Consider the following 22816-nt stretch of genomic DNA (forward strand, 5'->3'; position numbering starts at 1 on the left):
GCCAAGCCGCTGCACCTGACCCGGGGCGCTCGTTTCGAAACATGTTTCGAAATCAATTTCATCACTCACTGGTAACCTCGCCGTTCAATGCGACGAAACTACCAACCTCAGAGCTTCTGAAAATGTGGGGGATTTTGACCGCTTACCCCGTTCCCCTGCTTCCGTAATCTCTACAGCAGCGCTTCCTGCCGTCACCGAAAAACGGTAACGTGCGCCGGGCTGGCCTTTCTCAAGCGGCAGGACCTCAGTCCCCAACACCGCGCCGGTATACAGGCGTCACCGTATGAGAAGGCGCCGCCGAACGTGTTTTCCATGTTGTCCTGGTCTCAGCCTGCCAGACATCAGAAACTTCGCCACGACCTGCACGTTCCGATTAGATTGGCCTGAATGGGCAAAGCCACTGCCGGAGATCCAAAATGGAAGTGCCTGATCTAAACTTCGACGCCGCAAGCCGATTCTGGTCAGGAGAACGCGAGGCGGTAAATTTCTTTGCTCGCCAAAACGGAAGCGAGCTGGAGTTCATTGTGACACGATCGGCCTTGATTTCAGTCGGTCATCTGACTGCGGCGCTCAATGAGGAAATCGCACTGCTGACGTTTGACAACTACGAGGACCTTTTCCTTGAAGCGGCAGTACGCGTCTGGCGATCTGCTGGAGACACCCAACCCGTTTATTTCATAAACGACGTCGATGTGAAAGCGAGTTGCTAATATCCGGTATCCTGCAAGCCGCACCACTTAGAACTTGCACCGCTTTCTCTTTGCCTTCGTTAACCAATCCGAACTCGCTACTGGATTCAACGCCCAATCAAGGCGGCCACAAGATCGGACCGTTACTCTGTGCCGGACATGAAAAAAACTATCGGCTGGACGGGGCGGCCGAACTGCGCATCAAAAGGGCGGACCGTCGGATTGAGTGCGAAGGCGGGTCGCCTGCGCGAAGGACGCGAACAAGAGCGGGGTTAGTTCCTGTTGTTTAGTCATCGCTTGCGCAAATTGAATGACCGGCGCTTGCTGATTTATCGCGCGGCCTCGTCCTTTGGCGAGCGCGGCGAAGAAGGACACATCAAGATCTTGTTTTTTACTAGGATTCGCTTGTTTTCAGCAGTAGCCTGACGTGGCTGTGCTGTCTTGTTTTCAAGCAAGGCACGACATTGGCTAAGTTCAATCGATCAGCTCGCGGTTACGGTGAGTGCGACCTTGAACCCAGATAAGACCGACTTGGGTGAAACGATGGATAATCCTTTCGCCCTGTATCGGCTTCAGCGGGAACCTTCCTGCCAGACCGCCTTTCTCGTTTTCACAGGAAAGGAGGCCAACATGACAACGAATACAAAAAAGAATTCCCGGGCCAAGGCGAAGACGGGATCCCGCTCGACTCGCAAATCAACACGAGCGGCAGCTCGCCCAAGCGATGCCATCAAGCTGCTCAAGGACGATCATCGTGAAGTGAAAGCCTGGTTCAAGGAATATGACAAGACCGATGACGACGCTGCCAAACAGGAACTCGCTGATAAGATCTGTCTCGCGCTAACGGTGCATACTCAAATAGAGGAAGAAATCTTCTATCCTGCCGCCTACGATGCCATCGAGGACGACGATCTGCTCGACGAAGCTGAAGTCGAGCATGCCAGCGCTAAAGATCTGATTGCTCAAATTCAGGAGGGCAAGGTTGGCGACCCGCTTTTCGATGCCAAGGTGACCGTGCTCGGTGAATACGTCGATCATCACGTCGAAGAGGAGGAGAAGGAGCTTTTCCCAGAATGCCGCTCGAGCGACATGGATCTTAAAGCTTTGGGTGAGCAGCTTGCCGCGCGCAAAGCAGAGTTGATGAAGGCCGCGGCAGCCTGACATTTCCAGTGAACCCTGAGCAGCGCTCAGGGTTCACAGACCACGCTATAACGTTAAACGGCGCGGGCGACAAAGCATTAATTCGTCATGCGAAAATCTTCGCTTCTGGCGTTAGGTTCTTTTACAATTAGGCTAGAGGCTAGCGCGATCCCGAGACCATGGACTGAACACCTTTTTATTCGGTGTTCGAAGACAAGTATCACTTTCTCCAACGACCCTAGATTTTATAATCTGCATCTAGTTTGATCCTTGGTGCGTCCCATCGCGGGCTTGCACCTAGCTGCGCAACCGCACCCACTCCCCTTACCGCCGCTTGCGGCACTCGTCACAATGATTAGAAACTGCGTTAACGATGCCATGAGCCCTTCCGGCCATCGCGCGAGCTTCTACGATATGCAGAGCCACCACGCGGCCGCCGCTCAGTCGATAGCTTCGTTTCCGGCTCAGCCTTCAGCGTCCCACGGAATTCGCCCCTACCGTCAATCGGAGCAAAGTGACTGGATTTTGATCTGTTCGGCAGACAATCTCTCGCCCGGTTCGATTTTGATAAAAAGCTTCAGAAGCCCTGCTAAGCTTATTCGCGAGCCGCGAACTACGTGCCGGCGCAAAGCTAGCATTGAACCGAACCCCACGCGTTCCCACGTTTAACTCAGGATAGGAATGGGACTGCTATGGCCGGTGGATGGTCGCGCGATGGCGCGGTGCAAGATCAGATTGACGACACGGTTACCGACGCGGTCCGCGGCGCACGCGCCAGGATTCCCGTTGGTAAGGGGCTTGAGTGCTGCGAAGACTGCGGGGAAACCATCCCAGCTCGGCGGCGCGAAGTATTGGCGGGTGTACGCACCTGCGTTGCTTGCCAAGCGCAACGCGATAAAACCGTCGTCCATTCGCAGATCAACCGGCGGGGCAGCAAAGATAGCCAATTGCGATGAGGACAGTCTCGCCGGGCAAAGCTGACTCTTCCTGCTCCGCTGCTGATCGTCGATCACTGCTGCAGATCCATCACGCCTGTTTGATAAAGCTTTGTTTCATTGGCGGCCCAGAATAGTGAAACTACCAGACCGGCCGGATCCTGGCATCGACGCCCTGGAGGCTCCTTGCGTGATTTGCCGTCGGAATGAGCATAATCACTTCCTTGGGCCTTCCTCAGCGCTCTTCAGATCTGGAAGCATTCTCGAGCAGATGCGCATCGCTGCGGCGTTCTCGAAGGCAGCAATCTATCCATGTTCCTACCGCTCCGGTTAGCGCGGCCGCCGCGCTCGCGCGCATCCATCTGGGTTGCTCGAGGAAAAGGATGCAAGGAACGCGCCTCCCCGGATCGGCTGTTATGGACGTCGCCTAGCGGAATCGATCGTATCTGACTCTGCGCATGGGCAACTCATGCCTCCGTTAACGCTGAAATGAGGAGGCTTGAAGATGGAAGTTCGTCCATAAGTCTGGATATCGTAAGCGGATATGCAAGCCTAGACGTCCGTTGCCGCCCGTTAGTCATGGATCAGAAAGCATAAAATATTGCTTTTTCGCCATTAAAATGATCAAGCGATAGTCGCATATGACTTCCTAATTCTAAAAAAACCTGTAGGCTTTATCGTGAAATGCAAGCAGACAGGTACTTCCACGAGAAAAACTCGGGACTGTCATAACAATTGGGAGAACTCGATGCGAAAATCACATGGTCATGACGAAAGGTCTGGCGGGCTTCAGGACGGTGTTTGCGAAACGGACAGTTTGGCTAAAGCGCAACAAAAGGCCGCCGATGCTGATCGTTTGCGGCGCAGACCGGCCGGAAGCGGCGTCTCGCTTCCTATACCGTTCTTCCGCAACTAAGCACTCGGTCGACTGCTCTTTCCGCGTGTCATCCGAGTTCCGGAATTATCGCTTACCCGTCGCCACGCTCGGATGTTTTTCGATATGCACGACGTTGGCTGTTGCATAGATAGCGATGAGGATGGTCAACGCAACGACGGCGACGCGCAGGGCCATTTGTCCGGTTTTATTCGATATCGGACTTTGACGTTGTAACGCCTTTCGTTCACGCATCTGTGGTCGCCTCATACATCCTGTGCCCCGAACATCTACGGTTCGGTCGCGCTATAATCGCATCTAGCGCAAAAAAGTTCCAGCCCTTTCCCGATCACCGGTAAACGGACCTTGCTCCTTTTGCATTATCGAAGAAGAGTTTTTCGAGGGCCTTTTTCCCTCCTCACTTGCGCAGCCTCGCTGACAAGATGTAAGTCGCAACCGCCCCGTCGCACCTATAGTGAACGACGTTGACTTCCCGGTGCGGAGTGACATGGCAATGCTACCTGGCTTCCTCTGCACTTGCACGGAAGGAACCCAACGGTGGCCGCGAGCTTGCGGGTTGTGGGTAGCGAACTCGCGGCCGCGGTTTTGCTAGGCGAGACCGACCGCCCAAGTCAATACACATAGTGGGCATCCCGTTCGGACCGGTTCCGAAACCCCACACATCATTTCTTTTTCACAGCCGGCGCGCGGACCCTAGGCCGAGTGCGCGCCTACCGGGAACAATGGCGCTTGCCGTGAATTTGTTATTCACTGTGTGTCCCACAGTGCATGTGACAACCGATCCCCCCTCAATCGGTCCGAGGCCGCCCCTCCGGGGCGGCCTCAATATTTCGACGTGCGACCTCGCGCAGTGCAACTTGCTGTCTTTGTGCCAGACGGAGGAGCAACCAAGCCGCGGGATCTCGCCGAGTTCATCGATCAAGCTGATCTGTCTGAGATGTCGCCGCACTGAAGCGCGTCCACCAAAGGGTCACTCGTACGCCCCCATCACCGTACTTGACAGCGACGTCCCTTTTCGATCCTTTTTTATTAGAAGGCGCTCGAGTACCCAGAAAGAGCGTTGGCCCACCCTCGAGTGTCACTCGCTCGGCACTCCGCGAACGATGTGCACGGTGTGAGGAGAAGGCTACTGCCTGCAAAGACACCCACCAGCCTGATCATACTGCCGGCGGTCCGTATCAAGGAATGCGCGATAATCCGCGAACCTTTGCAGATGCAGCGGTAAAAAACACGACCAACCAGACTATTAGCTGATAAGAGACATCGCGCACCGCCGTCTTTCTGGCAGCGCTCGCCAGTTTCCTCTACAGCCGATCCCGTCACGATCAGAGATCTTGATCGAACCGCGCCGACGCTTTCACGGATAAATTCGTTGTCCGATCAAAGCTGGTTTCCGCTTCCGCGAATGTGCAGGCTGTCCATTTCCAACCGCCATCAAAGACGGCGTAATTTCGATGAAAGACGCGCTCTGGCTCGATGCGGTTTCAGGCCAGCGCCCAACACATCTGCCCGTCGTCATCGCGGCGATGCTGAAACCCGCAGACGTCAGCAAGTACCTTGCATAGCAATTTGCGGCTTTATGGTCGGCAGCATTGACCCCGATTTTTTTCAATCCGGCGGCGTATCACTTAACACCAATTAGGCGCGAAGCCCCGTTTCGATAGCATTTTTGGCTTTTTAGCCGATTTTGTCGAGACTGTTCGCGGCCAAAGCGTAGCCCCCACCTTTGCCGAACCCTGGGCGGCGCAGCGCTTTGCCTGCGCAATATGGTCTAAGAAATTGTACGAACGGCAAACCGATGGATCCTTCTGCTTACCTCATGCGTTTTTAAGCTGCGGAGAGGAGCGATGGCGGACAGATTAATCACTGCTATGGCTTCGGACAAGTTTATCCGATTTTTGCGCAGGCTCGCACCACTCTCAATGATTGCTCAGCAGGCTTATTCCAAACCTTCCGCTATCCCGGGACAGTTCAAATGGCTTCACTTCATTGGCCTTCGCGCCTCACGATTGTCCGACATGGACAGAGTGCTGGTAACGTCGCGCGGGACATCGCTCACGAGGCCCAGCACGACCGCATCGCTTTGACAAACCGTGATGCCGATGTCCCCTTGAGCGACTTGGGACGTGACCAGGCGCGTGCATTGGGAGAGTGGTTCGCTGCACACTCCGCCAACGAAAGACCTGATGTCCTGCTTTCATCACCTTACCTTCGGGCGTGCCAGACGGCCGAAATTTTCCGTGCTAGTGGCGGCGCGCCGGCGAATACGCCGATCTGCTTCGATGAAAGGCTTCGCGAGAAGGAGTTCGGCATTCTCGACGGCCTAACAAGCAAAGGCATTGGGGCGCTTCATCCCGATCAGGCGGAATTCCGCCGGCTTCTCGGAAAATTTTACCATCGGCCGCCGGGCGGAGAGAGCTGGTGCGATGTCATCCTCCGGCTCCGATCTGTGATGGATACAATCTCCCTGCACTATGCTGGTCGGCGAGTGATGATTTTTTCCCATCAAGTTGTGGTCCTTTGCATCCGCTACATCGTCGAGACTCTGAGCGAAGCTGAAATTCTCCGCATCGATGCTGAGGGGGATGTCGCCAACTGCGCAGTCACCGAGTATGTCTTCGACAGACGCTCTGGCAGCTCGGGAGGGCTAGTGCTTGAACGCTACAACATAACCGCACCGCTGAAAGACAGGGCCACTCCGATCACTAAAGCGCCTGACAGGATAGCGGGAGCGCGCGGATGACAATGCCGCACGTCGTGTGAAGGCGATCTGCTGATTGCACCCAAGTACCTAAGCTCGTCTGACTAGCGCTACTCGACCGGAAAGGACAAGGGGGCGGATTGTCGACAGGGACCCGCTCAAGCACCGCCGAAACGTTTTTATGCGTCGTCGCGAGGAGTTTGCAGGAAGCCGCCGATCTACCTCAGGCATCCGCAAACTAAGTCTTCTCGCCGTCAACGTTCGAGAAGAGGAGCATGCGTTTAAAAAGACGTAAACTTCTCTTCTTTGCTCACCTGCGGCATATATGCAGGCCTATCGAGAACGCTGGTCTACGTAAAAAAGGTAATAACGGAGATAGCCCGCGGCGTCACTTCAAGCGCAACCCTTGATCGAAAGTTCCGCATTTAGGGAACGCGAGCAGATTCAAACTCTCGGAAGCAGAATAACCCGGCTGCCCCTTCGAGGCGAAGATCAAGTTCAAGGCGCCAAAGATGAATTCGCCTGCGTACTTCTGCCAGACAGCGAGCATGATAGATATCCCGCGCGGCGACAGCAGTCGCTCTCGTATTGCAACGAAAATTCGTTAATCTGGTCTGATGATCCAGCATCGCAAGCTATTCTAGCTTCAAAGCGCTGCTAAACCCAGTCGAACGGGGCGCTGGCCGAAAGGCAAGCACCCCGTATTTTGAACCATGATCGGCGTTAACGAGCCCTAGGGCCGCGACCGAAGAAGAAGCCAAGTGCCAGCACTACGACTGCCACGACGAGGAACAACTTGGCGAGACCTGCGGAAAGTCCTGCGACCCCGCCAAAACCAAGAAGCGCGGCGATCAGAGCCACGACCGCGAAAATTATTGCCCAGCGAAACAAATCCGTTCTCCCTCAATGAGAGCGTCGCGTCGAACAGCTCGACCAACTCCGGTCCCAGAACCTGCAGCAAATCGGATTGTTCCGAGTGCGCTGCCAGCTGGCAGCGTAGGAGCACGAATTTGGGAAGCACGAACTCCCTGCGATTTTCATGCTAAAGCCTCGGCATCATGCGCTCTGGTCTGCCGCAAAAACCACGAATTATGACATAGCGCCACGCTGCCAGCGCGCTTCAAAGCTTCTATAGCGCTTCCGTGCGTCCTCGGTAAAGTTCGCGAACGGGCACATGACCGGGCTCGGCCTTCTAAGACGCGCTAGACATCGTAGCGCCTGATCAGGTCCTTCGATCTTTCCGCAGTCTCGCCAAGAAACATGTGCCATGGTTGCACCTCTCGAGCAGGTATGCCCGCCAGCCTCTGAAACGCCGGCTGCTCTGCTGTAATTGGCATAAGGCTAGAGCGACCGTACTGAAGGTCAGCCGATTGTCGATGCGGAAAAGCGGATATCAGCTCAGCGCCGCCTTCACTTCTGGAAACAAGGTATAAACAACTTCACGCTGGGCGCCGCGGTTATGATGATCCACGTGGTATCCTTGATAGTGCCGGTGAACCAGCCCTGCCCGTACCAGGTCGGAGACCGCACGACTGACGCCGCACCGCGCCGATTGCTGCAGACGCTCTTGCACCTGAGCATCCAAAAGCTTGTCCAATTCAGCCTGGCTGGCCGGAACCATCGCCTTTTTCTTCATCTCATCGAGCAATTTGCGCCGGATGTCCTGACGGCGATGATGGCGCTGCGCCATGGGGATCAACGCCCTTCCCAGCCAATCTCGAACTGGAACAGCCCGCCCTTCATCGATAATATAAGGGCCGGCAACACCTTTCGGGTTCGCCGCTTTCGCCAGCATGTTGAGGACCAACAAAGTGTACCGCGGCCGAGGGGAAACCGCCATGATCTTCTCGACGACGCCAGGCATGTCCAACGGCTTTTCCATGATTGGCTGCGGAGCGAAGAGATCGAGCTGATAGAACATATCACGAATCTAGCGGTATAGTTCGCCGAGGTGAATCCCCTTCTTTTATACGCGATACATTTTCCACCTGTGGCACTTTACCCGCGGATCTCCGGGACGTTGCAGGTAAAGTGCCATAGGTGTCAGTTTATGGCCCAGCAATTGAAAAGGCGGCTGCGCAACACTCGTCTCTCCTAACGGTCCATAGCCGCTAGGTAACAGTTTTTCACATGAACGTACTGCGCCTGGCCGTTGAACAGCTTCGGGTTGGTGCTGGACCCAACAAACGCCGGACATCGCTGGTTAAGGCGTAGGTCGTGCGACAAGCGGGGGCCATCTGTTGCTGGAAACTGATCCCCCTTCCCATATGGCTCGCCGGGCGGCGCATAACCTCGTGACGGCGTGACGAGATGTATTAACGATGCTCCTCGCTCCTGGGCGATCGCGCTCAGTGGGTTCAGCCTGGTTTCGTCCGCCGCTATGAGTTTCCCGCAACATCAAATTGAGGTCTCCGGCGACAGGGCCGCTGCGCGGGGATTCTTCAAAAGTCGCGTCCCTTGTGTCAAGATAGAAGCGCTACGGCAGAATGTTGCTGCCGAACCATGTCAGCACCGAACCTTACGGTGAACCGCTGAAGCTCGAAAGACCAGCTGGGCCGTTTCCGCTACCCAGAATAAAAGGCGGTTTCGATGCGGCCGATAGCCAGAAACCACCCACGTGAGCGAACAGATCGGTCCGGCAATATCCCAAGGCCGAAAGCCGCATCTCAAATTCGGCTACGCCAGGATACACCTCTCGTCGAGTGACCGTCACCTTCGAGCGAAGTTTCTTTGCCCTTAGCCACCATGTGAGCGGCCGAGCGTTCAAGAAACTCCGGGCCATGTTAGGAGCCGCTCACTTGGAAGACCTCGCCGGTTGGATTGCCCCTGCAGCCACCATGATTGCTGCTATGATGACCGCTGCGAACCTCGGTGCGCGTGTGACAGGTTGGGGGTTTGTTGTTTTTACCTTAGGTTCGATCGCCTGGTCGGTAGTCGGATTTTCCTCGGGCCAGACAAACCTGCTTGCTACGAATGGTTTCTTAACACTAGTTAATTGTGTTGGAATCTGGCGGTGGCTCGGCAAGCAGCGCGCTTACGAAGATGGCGGCAAGTCGGCGAGCGTCGCAAGCCGCAAGTCCCCCTTCCCTACCTTGTTTACGGCCACAAGTGTCGCAGGCATGCCTGTCGAAGCGGAGAACGGCGAAAAGATTGGCAAAGCAGTAGAAGCGCTGGTTACCTGCAAAACGGGAGATATCAGCTATGTCGTGATCGCATCGAGCGGCTTGGGCGGTATCGGCGAAGAACTTCGCGCTGTCGGGAAAGAGAATATTTCCTTCGCCTTTGACAAGCTGGTTCTGCGCTTCTCTCGAGCCTTATACGAAGAACTGCCGCCGCTGGTCGACGGAGAGTGGCCTGCCGCACCCGACCAGCTGACAAGGAATGCAACATAATGCGCGCTGCCCCCAATTCCGGAGAGATCATACTTGCGCTGGCTGAAGAACTAACATCGCGCGATCTCCTCTTTCTTGCCGACGATGACCAGCAAGCCGAGGTCGTAGCAATGGCCCTTGCGGCGCTCATGCCAACCCATCATGTCGTCTTTCTTCCTTCAAGTGACACTCTTCCGGGCGACAGTGCGCCCGCCTCGCCGGCCAATATCGGACAGCGGGTTGCGGCCTTGCGCGCGCTTCGCCAATTGAACCGGGATGCGGAACGCTCCAGCCTTGCCACTATCATGAGCGGCGAGGCGGCCGCGCGGCTTTATGCGGATCCATCGGCATTCGATGCAGCGCCCCCCGTTCTTCACGAAGGACAGGAAATTGACACCGCTGTATTCGCGGCGCAAATGGAAGCGATCGGCTACTATCCGGACGACCGCGTCGACGAGCCCGGCGAAATCGCAGTGCGCGGCAGTGTCATCGATATCTACCCCGCAGATGCCGGTCTGCCCGCACGGATTGACGTGACGCAGGGCCATATTTCCAGCATCCGTCAATACGATCCGGTTACACAGCTCTCCGAAGAACCCCTCAACAGCCTTGCGATCGGACGTGCCGCAGAACCCACGTCGGCCGCCGAGGTGACTATCCTTCGACATCTTCCGCCAAGCCGGATTTATATGTCGGAGCAAGCCAACATACGTCGCGAGCGCTTTATCCGCCTGGCGCGTGAAGCTGCGTCAGCAAGTCGGGATGAAATCGATGCAGCAGAAGCAGACCTTTGGCAGCGGGATTTAGCAGCTTGGTCGCTTGGCAGCCTTTCGTTCCCCCAAACCACACCAGTTCCACGCTTTGCCGAGCAGCGGGCACCCTTGTCGGCACTGAAACAATTTGCCTCGCCGCACATGCGCGAAAGTAAGCGTTTGCTCCTGGTTGGATGCGAGCGAGATATTCRCTTCTTGCGTAACAAGCTCGAAAAGACCTTTCAAACCGAAGTCACAGCGATCGATGCCCTCGATGCAATTCGCCAACTCCCGGCCGGTGCAAACGCCGCGCTTGTGGCTCCTATCGACCAGGGCGCAATCTGCGGTGACATTGTGATGATTGCTGCGGCAGATCTGCTCGGAAGCCGGGCATTGATCGGGCAATCCCAGCAGAGCAACGGCGGCTTGCCGATCGGCAGCCGGGACGCTCAAATCGATGATCTCGTGGTCCACGAAGAGCATGGGATTGCCCGCGTTATGGGATTGGAGGCGGCCTCAGAAGATGACAGTTCCGAACTGATCGCTCTAGAGTATGCCGGGGGTAACCGGCGCCTTGTTCCCGTGCACGAAGCCGCCCGGCTTTGGCGTTATGGCGCAGACAAGGATGCGGTAAAACTCGACAAACTGGATGGCTCAAGCTGGGGAAAACGTCGCAAGGCGATTGATGAAGCTCTTGCGGCAAGCGCGCGCGAGCTWCTTCGTCTCGCTCGTCAGCGAAAGAAGCTGGAGGCACCGGTAATCGAGCCGGACAGCGCCGGTTATGAACGTTTTGTAGGGACTTTTCCCTTCAACGAGACTGCGGATCAGACGCGGGCAATACAGGCGGTGAGAGACGACCTTGCCAGCGGACGCCCGATGGACCGGCTGATAATCGGGGACGTGGGATATGGCAAAACCGAAGTCGCCTTGAGGGCTGCAGCCTTAACCGCCTTGGCCGGCTACCAAGTTATCGTGGCAGCTCCAACGACCGTCCTTGTTCGTCAGCACTTGCAGACATTCCAGCGCCGCTTCGCTGGATTGAACATTGAAGTCGCTGGACTCTCGCGTTTGTCGAGTTCGGCAGAAAAAAAGGCTACGAAAACAGGTCTCGCCGACGGCACGATCAGCATCGTCATTGGCACTGCTGCGATCATGGGCAAAGACATACACTATGCCAATTTGGGCCTTGTCGTGATTGACGAAGAACAGCGTTTCGGCACTGCCGACAAGAAAAAGTTCCGTGGCCGCTCAGACGTCCACCTCTTGGCAATGAGTGCCACCCCAATCCCCAGGACTTTGCACCGCGCCATGATTGGTCTGCAGCAGATGTCGGTGATTGCGACCCCTCCTGCACGGCGGCAAGCAATCCGTACCAGTGTTGTGGATCCCGACGACGCAACGATCCGGACTGCCCTCATGCGTGAACGGACTAAAGGGGGCCAGAGCTTTGTGGTTGTCCCTCGGATCGAAGACCTGGGACCACTATCCGATCGGTTGGCCCGCATCGTTCCCGACCTCGAAATCATAGCAGCCCACGGCAAGATGCCCGCGGCAGAGATTGACGAAGCGATGGTCCGGTTCGGCGATGGTTTCGGTGACGTGCTACTTGCAACCAACATCATTGAGGCGGGTCTCGATGTACCGCGCGCTAACACAATGCTGATATGGCGGGCAGATTGCTTTGGACTAGCGCAGCTGCACCAATTGCGAGGACGCGTTGGTCGCGGCACCCGGCGGGGTCAGGTCTTCCTTCTTACCGAGAGCGGGAAAATAGGAGAGCAAACGATCAAGCGGTTACGTACCCTTGCAACTTACGATCATCTGGGTTCGGGGTTCGAAATAAGCGCGGCCGACCTTGATCAACGTGGCGCTGGAGATCTGCTCGCGGACGCCCAGGCGGGGCATATGAAACTTATCGGGGTGGACCTTTACCAGCATCTATTCGAAGCTGCCCTTAAGCAGGCACGGGGCGAAGACCCGGGTCTTTGGGTTCCCGACCTCAACTTGGGAGAAGCGGGCAGCCTGCCGCCTGATTGGATACCGGATGCGAATATTCGTCTCGGTCTGTATATAAGGCTCTCCCGCCTTTCAGAAAGCTACGAGATAGAAGCTCTTGAAGAAGAACTCGTTGACCGCTTTGGGCCGCTTCCCCGGTCGGCTGAACGGCTTATCGAAGCCGCGCGGATTGCCATCTTAGCACGGATGGCTGGCATCGAACGTATCGATGCGGGGCCAGCCGCCATCGCGCTGACCCCGCGATGCAAAGAGCGCAAATTGCCCGGCTCCCTCGACCTTTCCAGTAAGGACGGCCGCTGGATCTTAAGGGAGCAAACCGCCGATGATACGCGTGTGGAACGGGTGAGCGCGCTTCTCGAAAGTCTGGCAATGACTTCCAGTTGATCTCTGACTGCGGCGTGGCGAGCGAACCAGCACAAAATCTGCGCTCTTAAGCGGCGCGAGAGGTAGTCATGAATATCGCTCGTCGCAGGCCCGAATTTCCGAGGTTTTGCCATCTTTCGTCGCAATCACGGCAGGTCTTCCAAGGACGGCGACGCTACCCATGGCGGCAATGTCAAACTTAGGGCGCTCGCCGGTATGAGAACCCGACGCTACCTAAAAATCAGCGCTCCGGCGGCCTGATGCTGCAAGTCCACTGGAGGAAGCCAGCCTGAGCCGTCAGTACTTTCCCGTCGCAAAGCTGCGCGCTGAAATGCATACAGAAGACCGCCAAACATCTGCGGCAGCACACTGTGAGCCTTACTCCCGGCGGAACAAACCGAATATTAAAGCATTCTGGCCGTTCGACATAGCCGGTCAGAGGACCTCGAACTCTCTTCTTCAAGGAAGAAAACTAGGCGGGGGGCGACCGGGACTTTTATCCCGGCCGCGATGTTGTTTCAAGCAATCCCAGCCCCGCCAGTGACGCCATAAACTTCGCCAGTGATGTAACTTCCTTCTTGCGAGGCCAGCAACACGTAGACCGGTGCTATTTCGACCGGCTGTCCGGGCCGGCCAAACTGGCTCTGCTCTCCAAATTTCGCCACTTTATCCTGTGGCTGTCCACCGCTTGGCTGTAGCACAGTCCAGAACGGACCCGGCGCTACGACATTGGCGCGAATCCCCTTGTGAATGAGCTGCTTCGCAAGGGCTTTTGTATAAGCAACGATGCCCGCCTTAGTCGTGGCGTAATCGAGAAGTATATCGGAGGGGTCATAGGCCTGCACTGATGCAGTCGTGATGACCGATGCTCCGCAGGGCAGATGCGGCACTGCAGCTTGAGCAATCCAATGCAATGCGTAAAGGTTGGTCTTCAGCGTCTTGTCGAAGTCCTCCGAGGTAACCTCGCTGATGTCTTCGCGAAATTGCTGCCGGCCCGCATTGATAACAAGGATGTCAATTCCGCCCAGGCCCTTGATGGCCTCTTCAACCAGTTGCCGGCTCCATGCCTCATCAGTGATATCGCCTGAGAGAGCTACGGCTTTGCGCCCCTCGGCCTCGATGAGCGCAATCACCTCCTGGGCATCGTTCTCTTCGCTTGGAAGGTATGAAATCGCTACGTCGGCTCCCTCGCGGGCATAGGCAATCGCAGCTGCCCGTCCGATCCCAGAGTCCCCACCGGTGATAAGCGCTTTGCGACCCTTAAGTTTGCCAGCACCAACATAGCTTTCTTCACCATGATCAGGCTTCGGATCCATTTTTGCAGCTTGGCCAGGCGCTGGCTGAGGCTGCTTGGGAAAAGGGGGCCGGGGATACTGAGTGCGGGGGTCTTGTAGCGCAAGGCGGTCAACCATGGGTGCTCCTCTAGGTGAATGGGCCCGGCTTCGAAAGCCGAGAACATTACACAAAGAGAAGAAGCCAAGTTCTGGTTCCATGGATCCGTTTGGCTGCTTCCTCCCTGGCGCTCGCGAGGTTAAGCGGTCAGATGGACTGTACCTACCAGGCTCTCGAAAAAGCGGCCGCAGCGTGGCGCGATGAAAAGGTTGATCCTGAGAGGTCCGAACGTGCGCCCGATGCAGTTGCGCCGCGTGTGCCATGCACGCTCATGCTCGATCTTCCGTTCGGCTGGTTTAAGCGTAACGGCCGCATCGCTCCTTTGTTGGCAAGCCCGGCGGCAAACGCGCGCTCGGGCATTTGCCAGCGAACCGGAAAAAGTAAGGGTCTCCGCGCCTCCACTTCACCCAAAGCCTTCCGGCAGTCCGCCAAGCCGTTCCTGAACCAATGGCGCGCTCGCCGCCAACATCTTGCCGGCGGGGTATTCGCGCCCGACAGCGGCAGCTAGCATGTTTGGTACCTGAGAGAAGCAGTCAATCAAGAAAAACGCGCATTATCCGTGATCGGCTCGGATGCTGGAGCTTGCGCAGCGCCTTGGCCTCGATCTGGCGGATACGCTCGCGGGTGACCGAGAACTGCTGGCCGACTTCCTCAAGGGTATGATCCGTGCTCATGCCAATGCCAAAGCGCATGCGCAGCACGCGTTCCTCCCGCGGCGATAGCGTTGACAGCGAACGCGTGATCAATTCCTTGAGGTTCGCCTGGATTGCCGCGTCGACGGGGATGACCGCATTGGCGTCCTGGATGAGATCGCCGAGGCTACTGTCATCCTCGTCGCCGATGGGTGTATCTAGCGAGACCGGTTCCTTGGCGATCTTGAGGACGCGCTTCACCTTTTCGAGCGGCATCGACAAGCGCTCAGCCATTTCTTCAGGGGTCGCCTCGCGGCCCTGCTCGTGAAGGAACTGGCGGCCGGATCGGACCAGCTTGTTGATCGTCTCGATCATGTGGACCGGGATGCGGATCGTGCGGGCCTGGTCCGCGATCGAGCGCGTGATCGATTGCCTGATCCACCAAGTGGCATAGGTCGAAAACTTGAACCCGCGGCGGTACTCGAACTTGTCGACCGCCTTCATCAGGCCGATGTTGCCTTCCTGGATGAGATCCAGAAACTGAAGGCCGCGGTTCGTGTACTTTTTGGCGATCGAGATCACCAGGCGCAGGTTCGCCTCGACCATCTCCTTCTTGGCGATGCGCGCCTCGCGCTCGCCTTTCTGGACCATGTTGACGATGCGGCGGAACTCGGTAAGCGCCATGCCGGTGGCGGCGGCGATGCTCGAGACTTCCGCACGGATGCGCTCGACCGGATCGGCTTCGGCCTCGGCAAAGGCCGCCCACTTCTTGTCCTTCTTGGCCATGTTGGTGAGCCAAGTTTCGTTCACTTCATTTCCTGCATATGCATGGAGGAAGTCGGCGCGCTTCACCTTGTGACGCTCCGCCAAGCGCAGCATCTGGCCGCCCAGCGTGGTGAGGCGGCGGTTGAAGACGTAGAGGTTGTCGACGAGATATTCGATCTTCGTCGCGTGGAACTTCACCGATTCGACCTGCGCGGTCAGGTCTTCGCGCAGCTGCTGGTACTGGTCTTCCTTGGCGGCCGGGAAGTCGATGCCCAGCGCCAGCGCGCCAAGACGCTCCGACTGGAGGCGCTCGAAGGCCTGGAACAGCTCGGTGATGAGCATGAACTTCTCAAGCGCTTCGGGCTTGAGGGCCGCTTCCATCTGGGCGAGGCTGAGGGTGTTGTCCTCTTCCTCTTCCTCGGCTTCGCGCATGGGGATCGGGTTGCCGTCCTCATCGACTTCGTCGCCGGACTCTTCCTCGACTTCGTCCTCGTCCTCGTCCTTGAAAGAGCGAATGGCCGCCTTTTCGCCGATCTCGCCGTCGTCGCCGCTCTCACCATCTTCGGACAGGCTTTCCGGCGCGGGCTCCTTCGAGAGCATGGCGTCGAGATCGAGGATCTCGCGAAGCTGCAACTCTCCGTTGTTGAGCGCTTCGGACCACTCGATGATGGCGTGGAAGGTGATCGGGCTCTCGCAGAGGCCCAGGATCATCATGTCCCGGCCAGCTTCGATCCGCTTCGAAATCGCAGCTTCGCCTTCGCGGCTGAGCATTTCTGCAGCGCCCATTTCCCGCAAGTACAGGCGTACGGGATCGTCACTGCGGCCCGCCCAGTCAGACGAGCCGGTATCTAGTGCCTGTCGCGACGTTGGGTCGGTGTCTTCGTTGCAAGCTGGAACTTTCGGGCCATCCTTGCCCCCTTCCCCCCCGGCGTCAGTATCCGGATCCTCTTCAAGGTCTTCATATTGAACGATCTCGATCCCCATATTGGATATGGCGGCCATGATGTCTTCGATCCGCCCGGGCGACGTTTGATCATGCTGCAATGCCGCTTTGAGTTGTTCAGCGGAGATGAACCCCCGGTTCTTTCCGCGGGCCACCAAACGAGCGAGCCCGCCTTGACCCAGGTCAACAAGAGGTTCCCGACCAGCACCTTGACCGTCACTGTTCATTGTTTGCCTCGTTCATCCCGCTTCACCCATTCGCTGGCTGCGTGTGGGCATAATCTTAATGCAGGAACCACTAGGGCCGTTCCGCCGCCATCTCCCGCGCCGGCGTGCCTTGTGATAATGCAGCAGTCGCCGCCACCCCTGCGACGATGGCATGGTCGGGATCAGCAAGCTYGCTCAGGTCTCGGACGCGCAACCGCGCCTAGCCAAGGGCAGTATCGAGAAAAAGCATCAGGCCAAGGCCGACGAAGAAGCCCTTCGTGCCAATTTTCGCCGCGCCGCGTGCTTGCAGACCCGGAATTATCTGCGCGACAACAATATAGAGCATCGCTCCAGCGGCCAAGGCAAGCCCGGTCGGCAGCAGCACCTGGGTTGCGGTCACGAGGAAAGCGGCGGCCAGTCCCGCCACCGGTTCGACAAGGCCGGATGCCAATCCGCCCAATGCCGAGCCCAGACGGCCGTAGCCGATCGTCGATAAGGCCCCAGCCACGGCCAGGCCTTCCGGTACGTTCTGGATCCCGATACCTACTGCTGTAGGCATCCCGGATGCGTATGTGCCGTCTGCAAAGCTTAAGCCAACGGCTGCTCCTTCCGGGAAATTGTGGAGAGTGATGGCAAAGATCATCAACCATGTTGAGCGATTGCGGTCGTTGACAAGGCCGCCGCTTTCGCCCGATATCATATCGAGAGAAGGAAGGCAGCTATTTAGCGCGGCAAGCCCAGCGGCTCCCATGAGTACTGCTCCCGTCACGAGAGACGAGCGCATCCATGGGCCAAGGCCCTGTTCGCTGGCCGAAGCGAGAGCGGGCACGATCAGCGAAAAGAACGATGCCGCTAGCATCACGCCAGCCGCAAATCCCAACCATCCCGATGCGTCACTGTCTCGCAGGCGGCCCCGTGCCAGGACCGGCAGAACGCCGATCCCGGTCGCGAGTCCGGCGGCGAGACTGCCTAGCAAGCCTGCCACCACCCCCGATGCCATCAGTGGCTCGCCTGCTCGCCAGCGGGTCGTCGGCCCAGGTACTTGTCTGCGATTGGCGCAAACACATTGGTAAACTCAGCCATCGCCAGTTCTAAGGCGGCGGTTTCTCGAGGAAGCTTAGCTGCGTGACGGGAGACGGCTCTGTCTGCCATTATCACCAATCCCTTGTAATTCGCGCTGTCAGAGGTCTCGAGAAATTGCCCTCAAGCAATGCAGCACCTTCCTTGAGCGCGGAACGGCTTTCTTCAGGATCATTAAAGATTTTCTTCAATCGCAGAAGTTTCAGCTCGGTTACTCTCGATAGCTGCGCAGCTGGATTTCTACGTCAGCAAATTTGCAAGGTGCTCATCTACCGGTCCACAAGGGCTGGTGACTGATGCTGCAACGGATGCGCATCGAGCGGTCCGATGACGAATTCCCAACGGATTGCATCCGCAACTGCCATAACGAGCTCTTACGAGGTCTTCGCCGCGGCTATCGCAGCGGCCTCTTCAATGTCGCTAGCACCGCCAAGATCACGATCCGACACTTTTCCAGCACCTGGCCCGGCCCCGAGCTCGGTTCCGGTAAGGGGATCGTCGTGCGGATCAGACTTGAGACGCGACATCATCGCCGCGGCCGTATCCGCCTCGGCTTCGGTCAGCCCGACACTCGGGAGCCCTTCACCGCCCCCGAACGGGAGTTCTGCCTCGACGTCGTCGATCTTTTCCCACTGCTCGCCGGTGTTCCACGGTCCTTGGGCATCGCCTTCACCTTGCGAGGCGTTGACGTACATATCCGTATAAGGCGCTACCCCTGGGAGCTTGCCGGGCGGGAAGTTTTCACGAATCGAGTATAGCGCCTTTTCGAAACTCTTCTGGTGAGCTATTTCGCGGGTCATCAGGAAACCGAGAGCATCCTTCACGCCCGGATCGTCCGTGATGTTGATCAAACGCTCGTATATAATCTTCGCTCGGCTTTCCGCCGCGATGTTCGAGCGAAGATCGCAGGTGGGATCGCCCCGGGTATCCACATAAGCAGCCGTCCATGGCACACCGGAACTGTTAGTAAGTGCCGGTCCCCCTCCGTAGAGAAGCGACTGCGTGTGACTGTCGCCGCCCGCGTTCATTTTCATGAAGAGCTCGGCTTCCTCCAAACTCGCCTCGGCGAGCTCGCCCTTCACACCCTGATTGAGCATGGCGACGATCGAGCCGATAACTTCCAGATGGCTAAGCTCCTCGGTCGCGATGTCGAGTAACATATCCTTACGGCCGGGATCCACTTCGCCCAATCCTTGCGTGAAATAACGCATCGCCGCCGCCAGCTCACCGTCCGGGCCGCCAAATTGTTCCAGCAGCATAGATGCAAGAACCGGATTAGTCTCCGATACACGCACTGTATACTGCAAGCGCTTGTTATGCATAAACATTCGCGTCTCCATCTCAGGTACCGCACTGTCGTGATGCGTCACTGGCATAGCAAGCAAGGCGCAAACCCGTTCCTGCATCGTGCGATATTGCAACATGGATTGCTAAGATTACCTGCCAATTATGATGCAGCGCTACTTTCATGTGCATTATCCCGCACCGCGCATCCACTGGCTAAGATGAAGATCAGGCTACCAGTGGTAGCCAAATCCGGAAAGCGGGTATTCTGGAACCTACGAGTAGAAGGCAGCGGTCGATCTATGCGGGTTGTCTTGTGCTCAAAGGCACCAATGGCGCTGCCCCGCGGTTCAACTTTACGATGAAGTCGCAACGAACAAAATTTGGATCGGAAACGCCGCGACGTTATGCGAGAAGAGCCATTTCCGGCGCCAACAACGGCACCTGGTTCGAAGATTTTCTCCTTTGTCGACGTACACGCGCAATGTGTAGAGGTGCCGAGCACTTCGAAACTCGAGAGCTAAACGGCGTATCCAAGACCACGAGAGACGTGACGTCACGCGCGACTCTGGGCGCTAGCGCCGCCTGGTGTGCGGTATGCCGCACGCCGAGCGCTCGACGTCACCCGGCAAGGGCTAATCCGATGTCCCTACACTTGCCTGCACCAGCTGGTGTAAATCGCGATCTGCTGCTCGCGAAAAAAGAAAAAAGGTCTACCCGGGAACATCGATATGCTGTCCGCAGTTTTAGTGGCACCGCGGCGGTCTTGCCCTCACAAGCTCCGCGGTAGCGCGGGTCATTTCGCGTTCAACCTGTATCCTTGCCTCGCAGTCGGTCCGACTGCGAGGTTTTTTTCGTTACTGTCCGCTAGATACATAAAGCCGATCCGTGCCAAAGTGACGCGAAAAGTCCCCGAAAGCCCAAACACGTCAATTATCGGCATTGTCTCAATTTATACTAACGGCATTCCTTAAGACCGACATTTTAAACCCGACCAATTTTATACATAATTCCATCTCACGCACGTGGAATACATCTCGAAGATATGCTGATCCGCGGCCGCACTTATATTCAGTCGCTATTTTTACACGAGCCGCGAATGTCTAAGAGCATCCCGACGCCTTGTGCCATCCTTCCTCCCTTATTAACGTATTTGTGGAGAAGGCTCAAATGGAGTCAGGTACAGCCGTTTGCTTAAATTCAGTCGTTTAATACAACAGGGGCGTCGAAGGCATTTGTAAACATGAGAAATTGAGGCAGCTGGCCATCTTTGTTCTAAGCATTACGCCTGCGCGGCTTTTCATAATCCCTCGGTCGCGACGCGGTTGAGCAGTTGTTGGAGGCCCTTATCAGTGACCATTTCCACTCCGTCGTCGATTGCCACCCATCTGCGCTCCCGTTGCCCCATCTCTGGCCACTCATCGAGCACGCGTTCCACTTGAATGGCGTGAACACTGACCCGGCCCCAGCCGGTAGCAATCGATTCCGCTATCGGCGGTTCTAAAATCGCCCCGCTTACCCCGGCTTCTTCAAATGCCTCGGCCGCGGCTGTCTCAGCCGGCCGCCAGCCTTGGTCAATCTTTCCCTTTGGCAAAATCCAACGCCCCTTCCCGCGCGTCGTGACAAGAAGAACTTCCAGCGCTCCATCTTTCCCGAAACGGAATGGAAGAGCGACAGCTTGTTTGATCATGCGAGATCTCTCCTTAGTGCCGGCCGACCAAGACCTGACGTGCGGAAAATGGAAACGCGCCGTTCCTAAAGAAGTTCGGAGTTTCGGTTCCGCCAAATGTAGGAAAGCGACATCTTAGGGCGCAATAGCGAACAAGACCGCTTTTGCGTTTGGCCCTGGAAGCTTGCCACCTTATCGTCGGAGCTTGGCTCGGGTCTACAGAGCGCCAGGGGATGAGAAAAGGTCTCGGCCCCCACTACGCCTGCCCGGTCGCGCGCAACCTTTGAGATCAAGTGCTATGTCGCCGTGCATTCACGTGCAAGCCCGAGCCGTTAAACCGAGAAAGGCGGCGGGCCAAAAGACTGCCCGCCGCCTTTGACAAATCCTCAAATCAACGTCGGACGCGTATCAGTTGCCTTCTTGACCGGCTTCGGCGCGCTTAGCCGAAGGCTGTTTAGAAGTGCTCTTTTTAGCCTTCGTACGCGGAGCCCCGGTCTTTGAAGCCGGCGAGGGGCTGTTTTTTGCAAACTCCACCTTGCCTGCGGTGCCCGGCTGCTCGGAAGCGGACGCTACTGAAACCTTAGTTGCCGTGCTGATGCCAAGCTTCTTGCGAGTTTTGACGGGAGCAGGTGCAGGTGTGCCAGTACTTGCAGCTTCGCCCTGCACGTTTGCACTCGATTCATTTTTCGCCCGAGCCATTCTGCGCGTCTGCTTGGCTGCTTTCTGTAACGCCTCAGGAGCAATGCTTGTTGTAGTCGTCGTCGCCAGCTCACTTGCAGACCGCACAGGCAACTTCACCGAAGGCGCGTCTGCCACGGCCTGCGTGGCCGGCGATTGCGGCTCCCGAGCTTTGGCTGAAACTGACTTTTTTGGCTTAGCCGCTGCGGCTGGCCCACTTTTCGCAGAGCCTTTCGAATTTGAATTTGCAACAGCGCTCTTCGCCCGGACTACAGCGGCGTCAGCGGATACGATCGGGGCTTCAGTTGCCTTTGCGGACGTAGAAGAAGCAGGGCGGCCTCCAAGCCCCATGTTCTTTGCAACTTTGCGCCGATGCGCGGAATAGCTCGGAGCTACTAGCGGATAATCGGCCGGCAGTTTGTAACGAGCCTTATACTCATCCGCTGTCAGCCCGTTGTTGCCGAGGTGCCGCTTTAGCGTCTTGTACGGCTTTCCGTCGATAAGGCTGACGATGTGCTCAGGCGATGCCAGGCTGTCTTCGATCGAAACAGCCGGCGTATGATCCTTTGCAACCCGACGATCATTCGATACTCCCGAAAGCGCGGCGCGCGTGGTCTCGATCAACCCGGCCAGCTCATCCTTTTGAACTGTGTTGTTCGCAACGTAGGCGCTCAGTAACTCGACGGTAAGACGTGCCAGTTCCGGCTGCTCAGCTTCAGACATGAAGATTTTCTCTCAAAAGGAGGATTGGTAAGCTGTTCTTTCTCCTAACGCAGATCAAGTAAAGCCTTTTCCGGCAAGCACAACATTTTCAGACAAATCTATTCCTGGTAGACGGCCATTCGCGACCAAGGCTAACTATCGGCAACGAGATCAAGGGCGGGCCAGGATCTCTGTGAGATCGCGCGTCCGAGAAAGCGAATTGCCAAAATCGAGGTGCCTGCCTTTGCCATGGCCGGTCTTTCGAACGTCTCGAAGCCGCGCTTTTACCATCATACAATGTTTCACGCCATTTGCATTTCAAACAATGGCTTAGCAGCAAACCGATGGTTTGAATAGCTTGCACTATTACTCAATTCCCCATCGCCAACACTGATTTTATCCGGCATGTAAATCGTAAATTGGACCGATCGCAGCAGCAGCGTTGACCATCAAACGGCTGCCTTGCGCGGTGACCTGCCCCCCGGCGGTCCCTCGATCATAACGAGAGTCTTGCGGTTGAATAATCCGGCACGCTCGCCTGCACAAGCGCGTCGGGCGTGATGCTATCGTCCTGCACGAACGTCCGACGCGCTTGTGCAGGCG

16 protein-coding genes are annotated in these 22816 nt (G+C 56.9%); 7 read left to right on the top strand and 9 right to left on the bottom strand.

The annotated features are described in order from the left end of the window. Positions 1 to 416: 416 nt before the first annotated feature. The 3 genes from AB4Z00_RS25810 to AB4Z00_RS25820 all read left to right on the top strand — a co-directional run bounded on the left by AB4Z00_RS25810 (position 417) and on the right by AB4Z00_RS25820 (position 2785). The gene (locus AB4Z00_RS25810) at positions 417 to 710 is read left to right on the top strand and encodes a DUF1488 family protein (protein ID WP_442047794.1); all 294 of its coding nucleotides are present in this window, start codon (positions 417 to 419) and stop codon (positions 708 to 710) included. Between the two features lie 609 nt (positions 711 to 1319). Then, positions 1320 to 1850: a hemerythrin domain-containing protein gene (locus AB4Z00_RS25815; protein WP_442047795.1), complete on the top strand. Its 531-nt coding sequence runs from the start codon at positions 1320 to 1322 to the stop codon at positions 1848 to 1850. A gap of 671 nt (positions 1851 to 2521) precedes the next feature. Continuing rightward, entirely contained in the window at positions 2522 to 2785 is a 264-nt protein-coding gene (locus tag AB4Z00_RS25820; protein WP_442047796.1) for a DksA/TraR family C4-type zinc finger protein, read from the top strand. Between the two features lie 940 nt (positions 2786 to 3725). On the opposite strand, the gene AB4Z00_RS25825 is transcribed toward AB4Z00_RS25820, so the two are convergent. Next, positions 3726 to 3893 (bottom strand): hypothetical protein, encoded by a 168-nt coding sequence (locus AB4Z00_RS25825; RefSeq protein ID WP_442047797.1) that lies wholly within the window; start codon positions 3891 to 3893, stop codon positions 3726 to 3728. A gap of 1741 nt (positions 3894 to 5634) precedes the next feature. Here AB4Z00_RS25825 and AB4Z00_RS25830 point away from each other — a divergent pair. Beyond that, on the top strand, positions 5635 to 6402 hold the full coding sequence (locus AB4Z00_RS25830) for a histidine phosphatase family protein (protein ID WP_442047798.1): 768 nt from the start codon (positions 5635 to 5637) through the stop codon (positions 6400 to 6402). Positions 6403 to 7083: 681 nt separating this feature from the next. Here AB4Z00_RS25830 and AB4Z00_RS25835 read toward each other — a convergent pair. Together AB4Z00_RS25835 and AB4Z00_RS25840 are read right to left on the bottom strand one after the other, a co-directional pair. Beyond that, positions 7084 to 7221, bottom strand: a complete 138-nt coding sequence (locus AB4Z00_RS25835; protein ID WP_442047809.1) for a DUF1328 family protein — start codon at positions 7219 to 7221, stop codon at positions 7084 to 7086. Positions 7222 to 7753: 532 nt separating this feature from the next. Next, a complete protein-coding gene (locus tag AB4Z00_RS25840) occupies positions 7754 to 8281 on the bottom strand; it encodes a hypothetical protein (RefSeq protein WP_442047799.1) in 528 nt (175 codons plus the stop codon). An 877-nt stretch (positions 8282 to 9158) separates the two neighbouring features. Between AB4Z00_RS25840 and AB4Z00_RS25845 the strand changes: the two genes are divergently transcribed. Continuing rightward, entirely contained in the window at positions 9159 to 9752 is a 594-nt protein-coding gene (locus AB4Z00_RS25845; protein ID WP_442047800.1) for a PRC-barrel domain-containing protein, read from the top strand. Then, positions 9752 to 12883, top strand: coding sequence for a DEAD/DEAH box helicase (locus AB4Z00_RS25850; protein WP_442047801.1), 3132 nt, complete (start codon positions 9752 to 9754; stop codon positions 12881 to 12883). Before AB4Z00_RS25845 ends, AB4Z00_RS25850 begins: the two co-directional genes overlap by 1 nt. A gap of 497 nt (positions 12884 to 13380) precedes the next feature. Here the strand turns inward: AB4Z00_RS25850 and AB4Z00_RS25855 are convergent, their stop codons facing one another. Then, positions 13381 to 14274, bottom strand: coding sequence for an SDR family oxidoreductase (locus AB4Z00_RS25855; RefSeq protein ID WP_442047802.1), 894 nt, complete (start codon positions 14272 to 14274; stop codon positions 13381 to 13383). 131 nt (positions 14275 to 14405) lie between these two features. Between AB4Z00_RS25855 and AB4Z00_RS25860 the strand changes: the two genes are divergently transcribed. Further along, positions 14406 to 14762, top strand: a complete 357-nt coding sequence (locus AB4Z00_RS25860) for a hypothetical protein (RefSeq protein ID WP_442047803.1) — start codon at positions 14406 to 14408, stop codon at positions 14760 to 14762. 25 nt (positions 14763 to 14787) lie between these two features. Here AB4Z00_RS25860 and rpoD read toward each other — a convergent pair whose 3' ends face one another. The 5 genes from rpoD to AB4Z00_RS25885 form a co-directional block, all read right to left on the bottom strand. Next, complete coding sequence (rpoD, locus tag AB4Z00_RS25865) at positions 14788 to 16821, bottom strand: RNA polymerase sigma factor RpoD (RefSeq protein WP_442047804.1); 2034 nt, start codon at positions 16819 to 16821, stop codon at positions 14788 to 14790. Positions 16822 to 17020: 199 nt separating this feature from the next. Next, positions 17021 to 17800, bottom strand: a complete 780-nt coding sequence (locus tag AB4Z00_RS25870) for a ZIP family metal transporter (protein ID WP_442047805.1) — start codon at positions 17798 to 17800, stop codon at positions 17021 to 17023. Between the two features lie 454 nt (positions 17801 to 18254). Further along, positions 18255 to 19208 carry a manganese catalase family protein gene (locus AB4Z00_RS25875; RefSeq protein WP_442047806.1) on the bottom strand — a complete coding sequence of 318 codons (954 nt, stop codon included), beginning with the start codon at positions 19206 to 19208 and terminating at the stop codon, positions 18255 to 18257. A gap of 1256 nt (positions 19209 to 20464) precedes the next feature. Beyond that, the gene (locus AB4Z00_RS25880; protein WP_442047807.1) at positions 20465 to 20854 is read right to left on the bottom strand and encodes an NUDIX hydrolase; all 390 of its coding nucleotides are present in this window, start codon (positions 20852 to 20854) and stop codon (positions 20465 to 20467) included. Between the two features lie 387 nt (positions 20855 to 21241). Further along, the gene (locus tag AB4Z00_RS25885) at positions 21242 to 22234 is read right to left on the bottom strand and encodes a MucR family transcriptional regulator (protein ID WP_442047808.1); all 993 of its coding nucleotides are present in this window, start codon (positions 22232 to 22234) and stop codon (positions 21242 to 21244) included. Positions 22235 to 22816 lie beyond the last annotated feature (582 nt).

This window comes from Novosphingobium sp. YAF33 (genome assembly GCF_052113265.1).
Taxonomy (GTDB): Bacteria; Pseudomonadota; Alphaproteobacteria; order Sphingomonadales; family Sphingomonadaceae; genus Novosphingobium.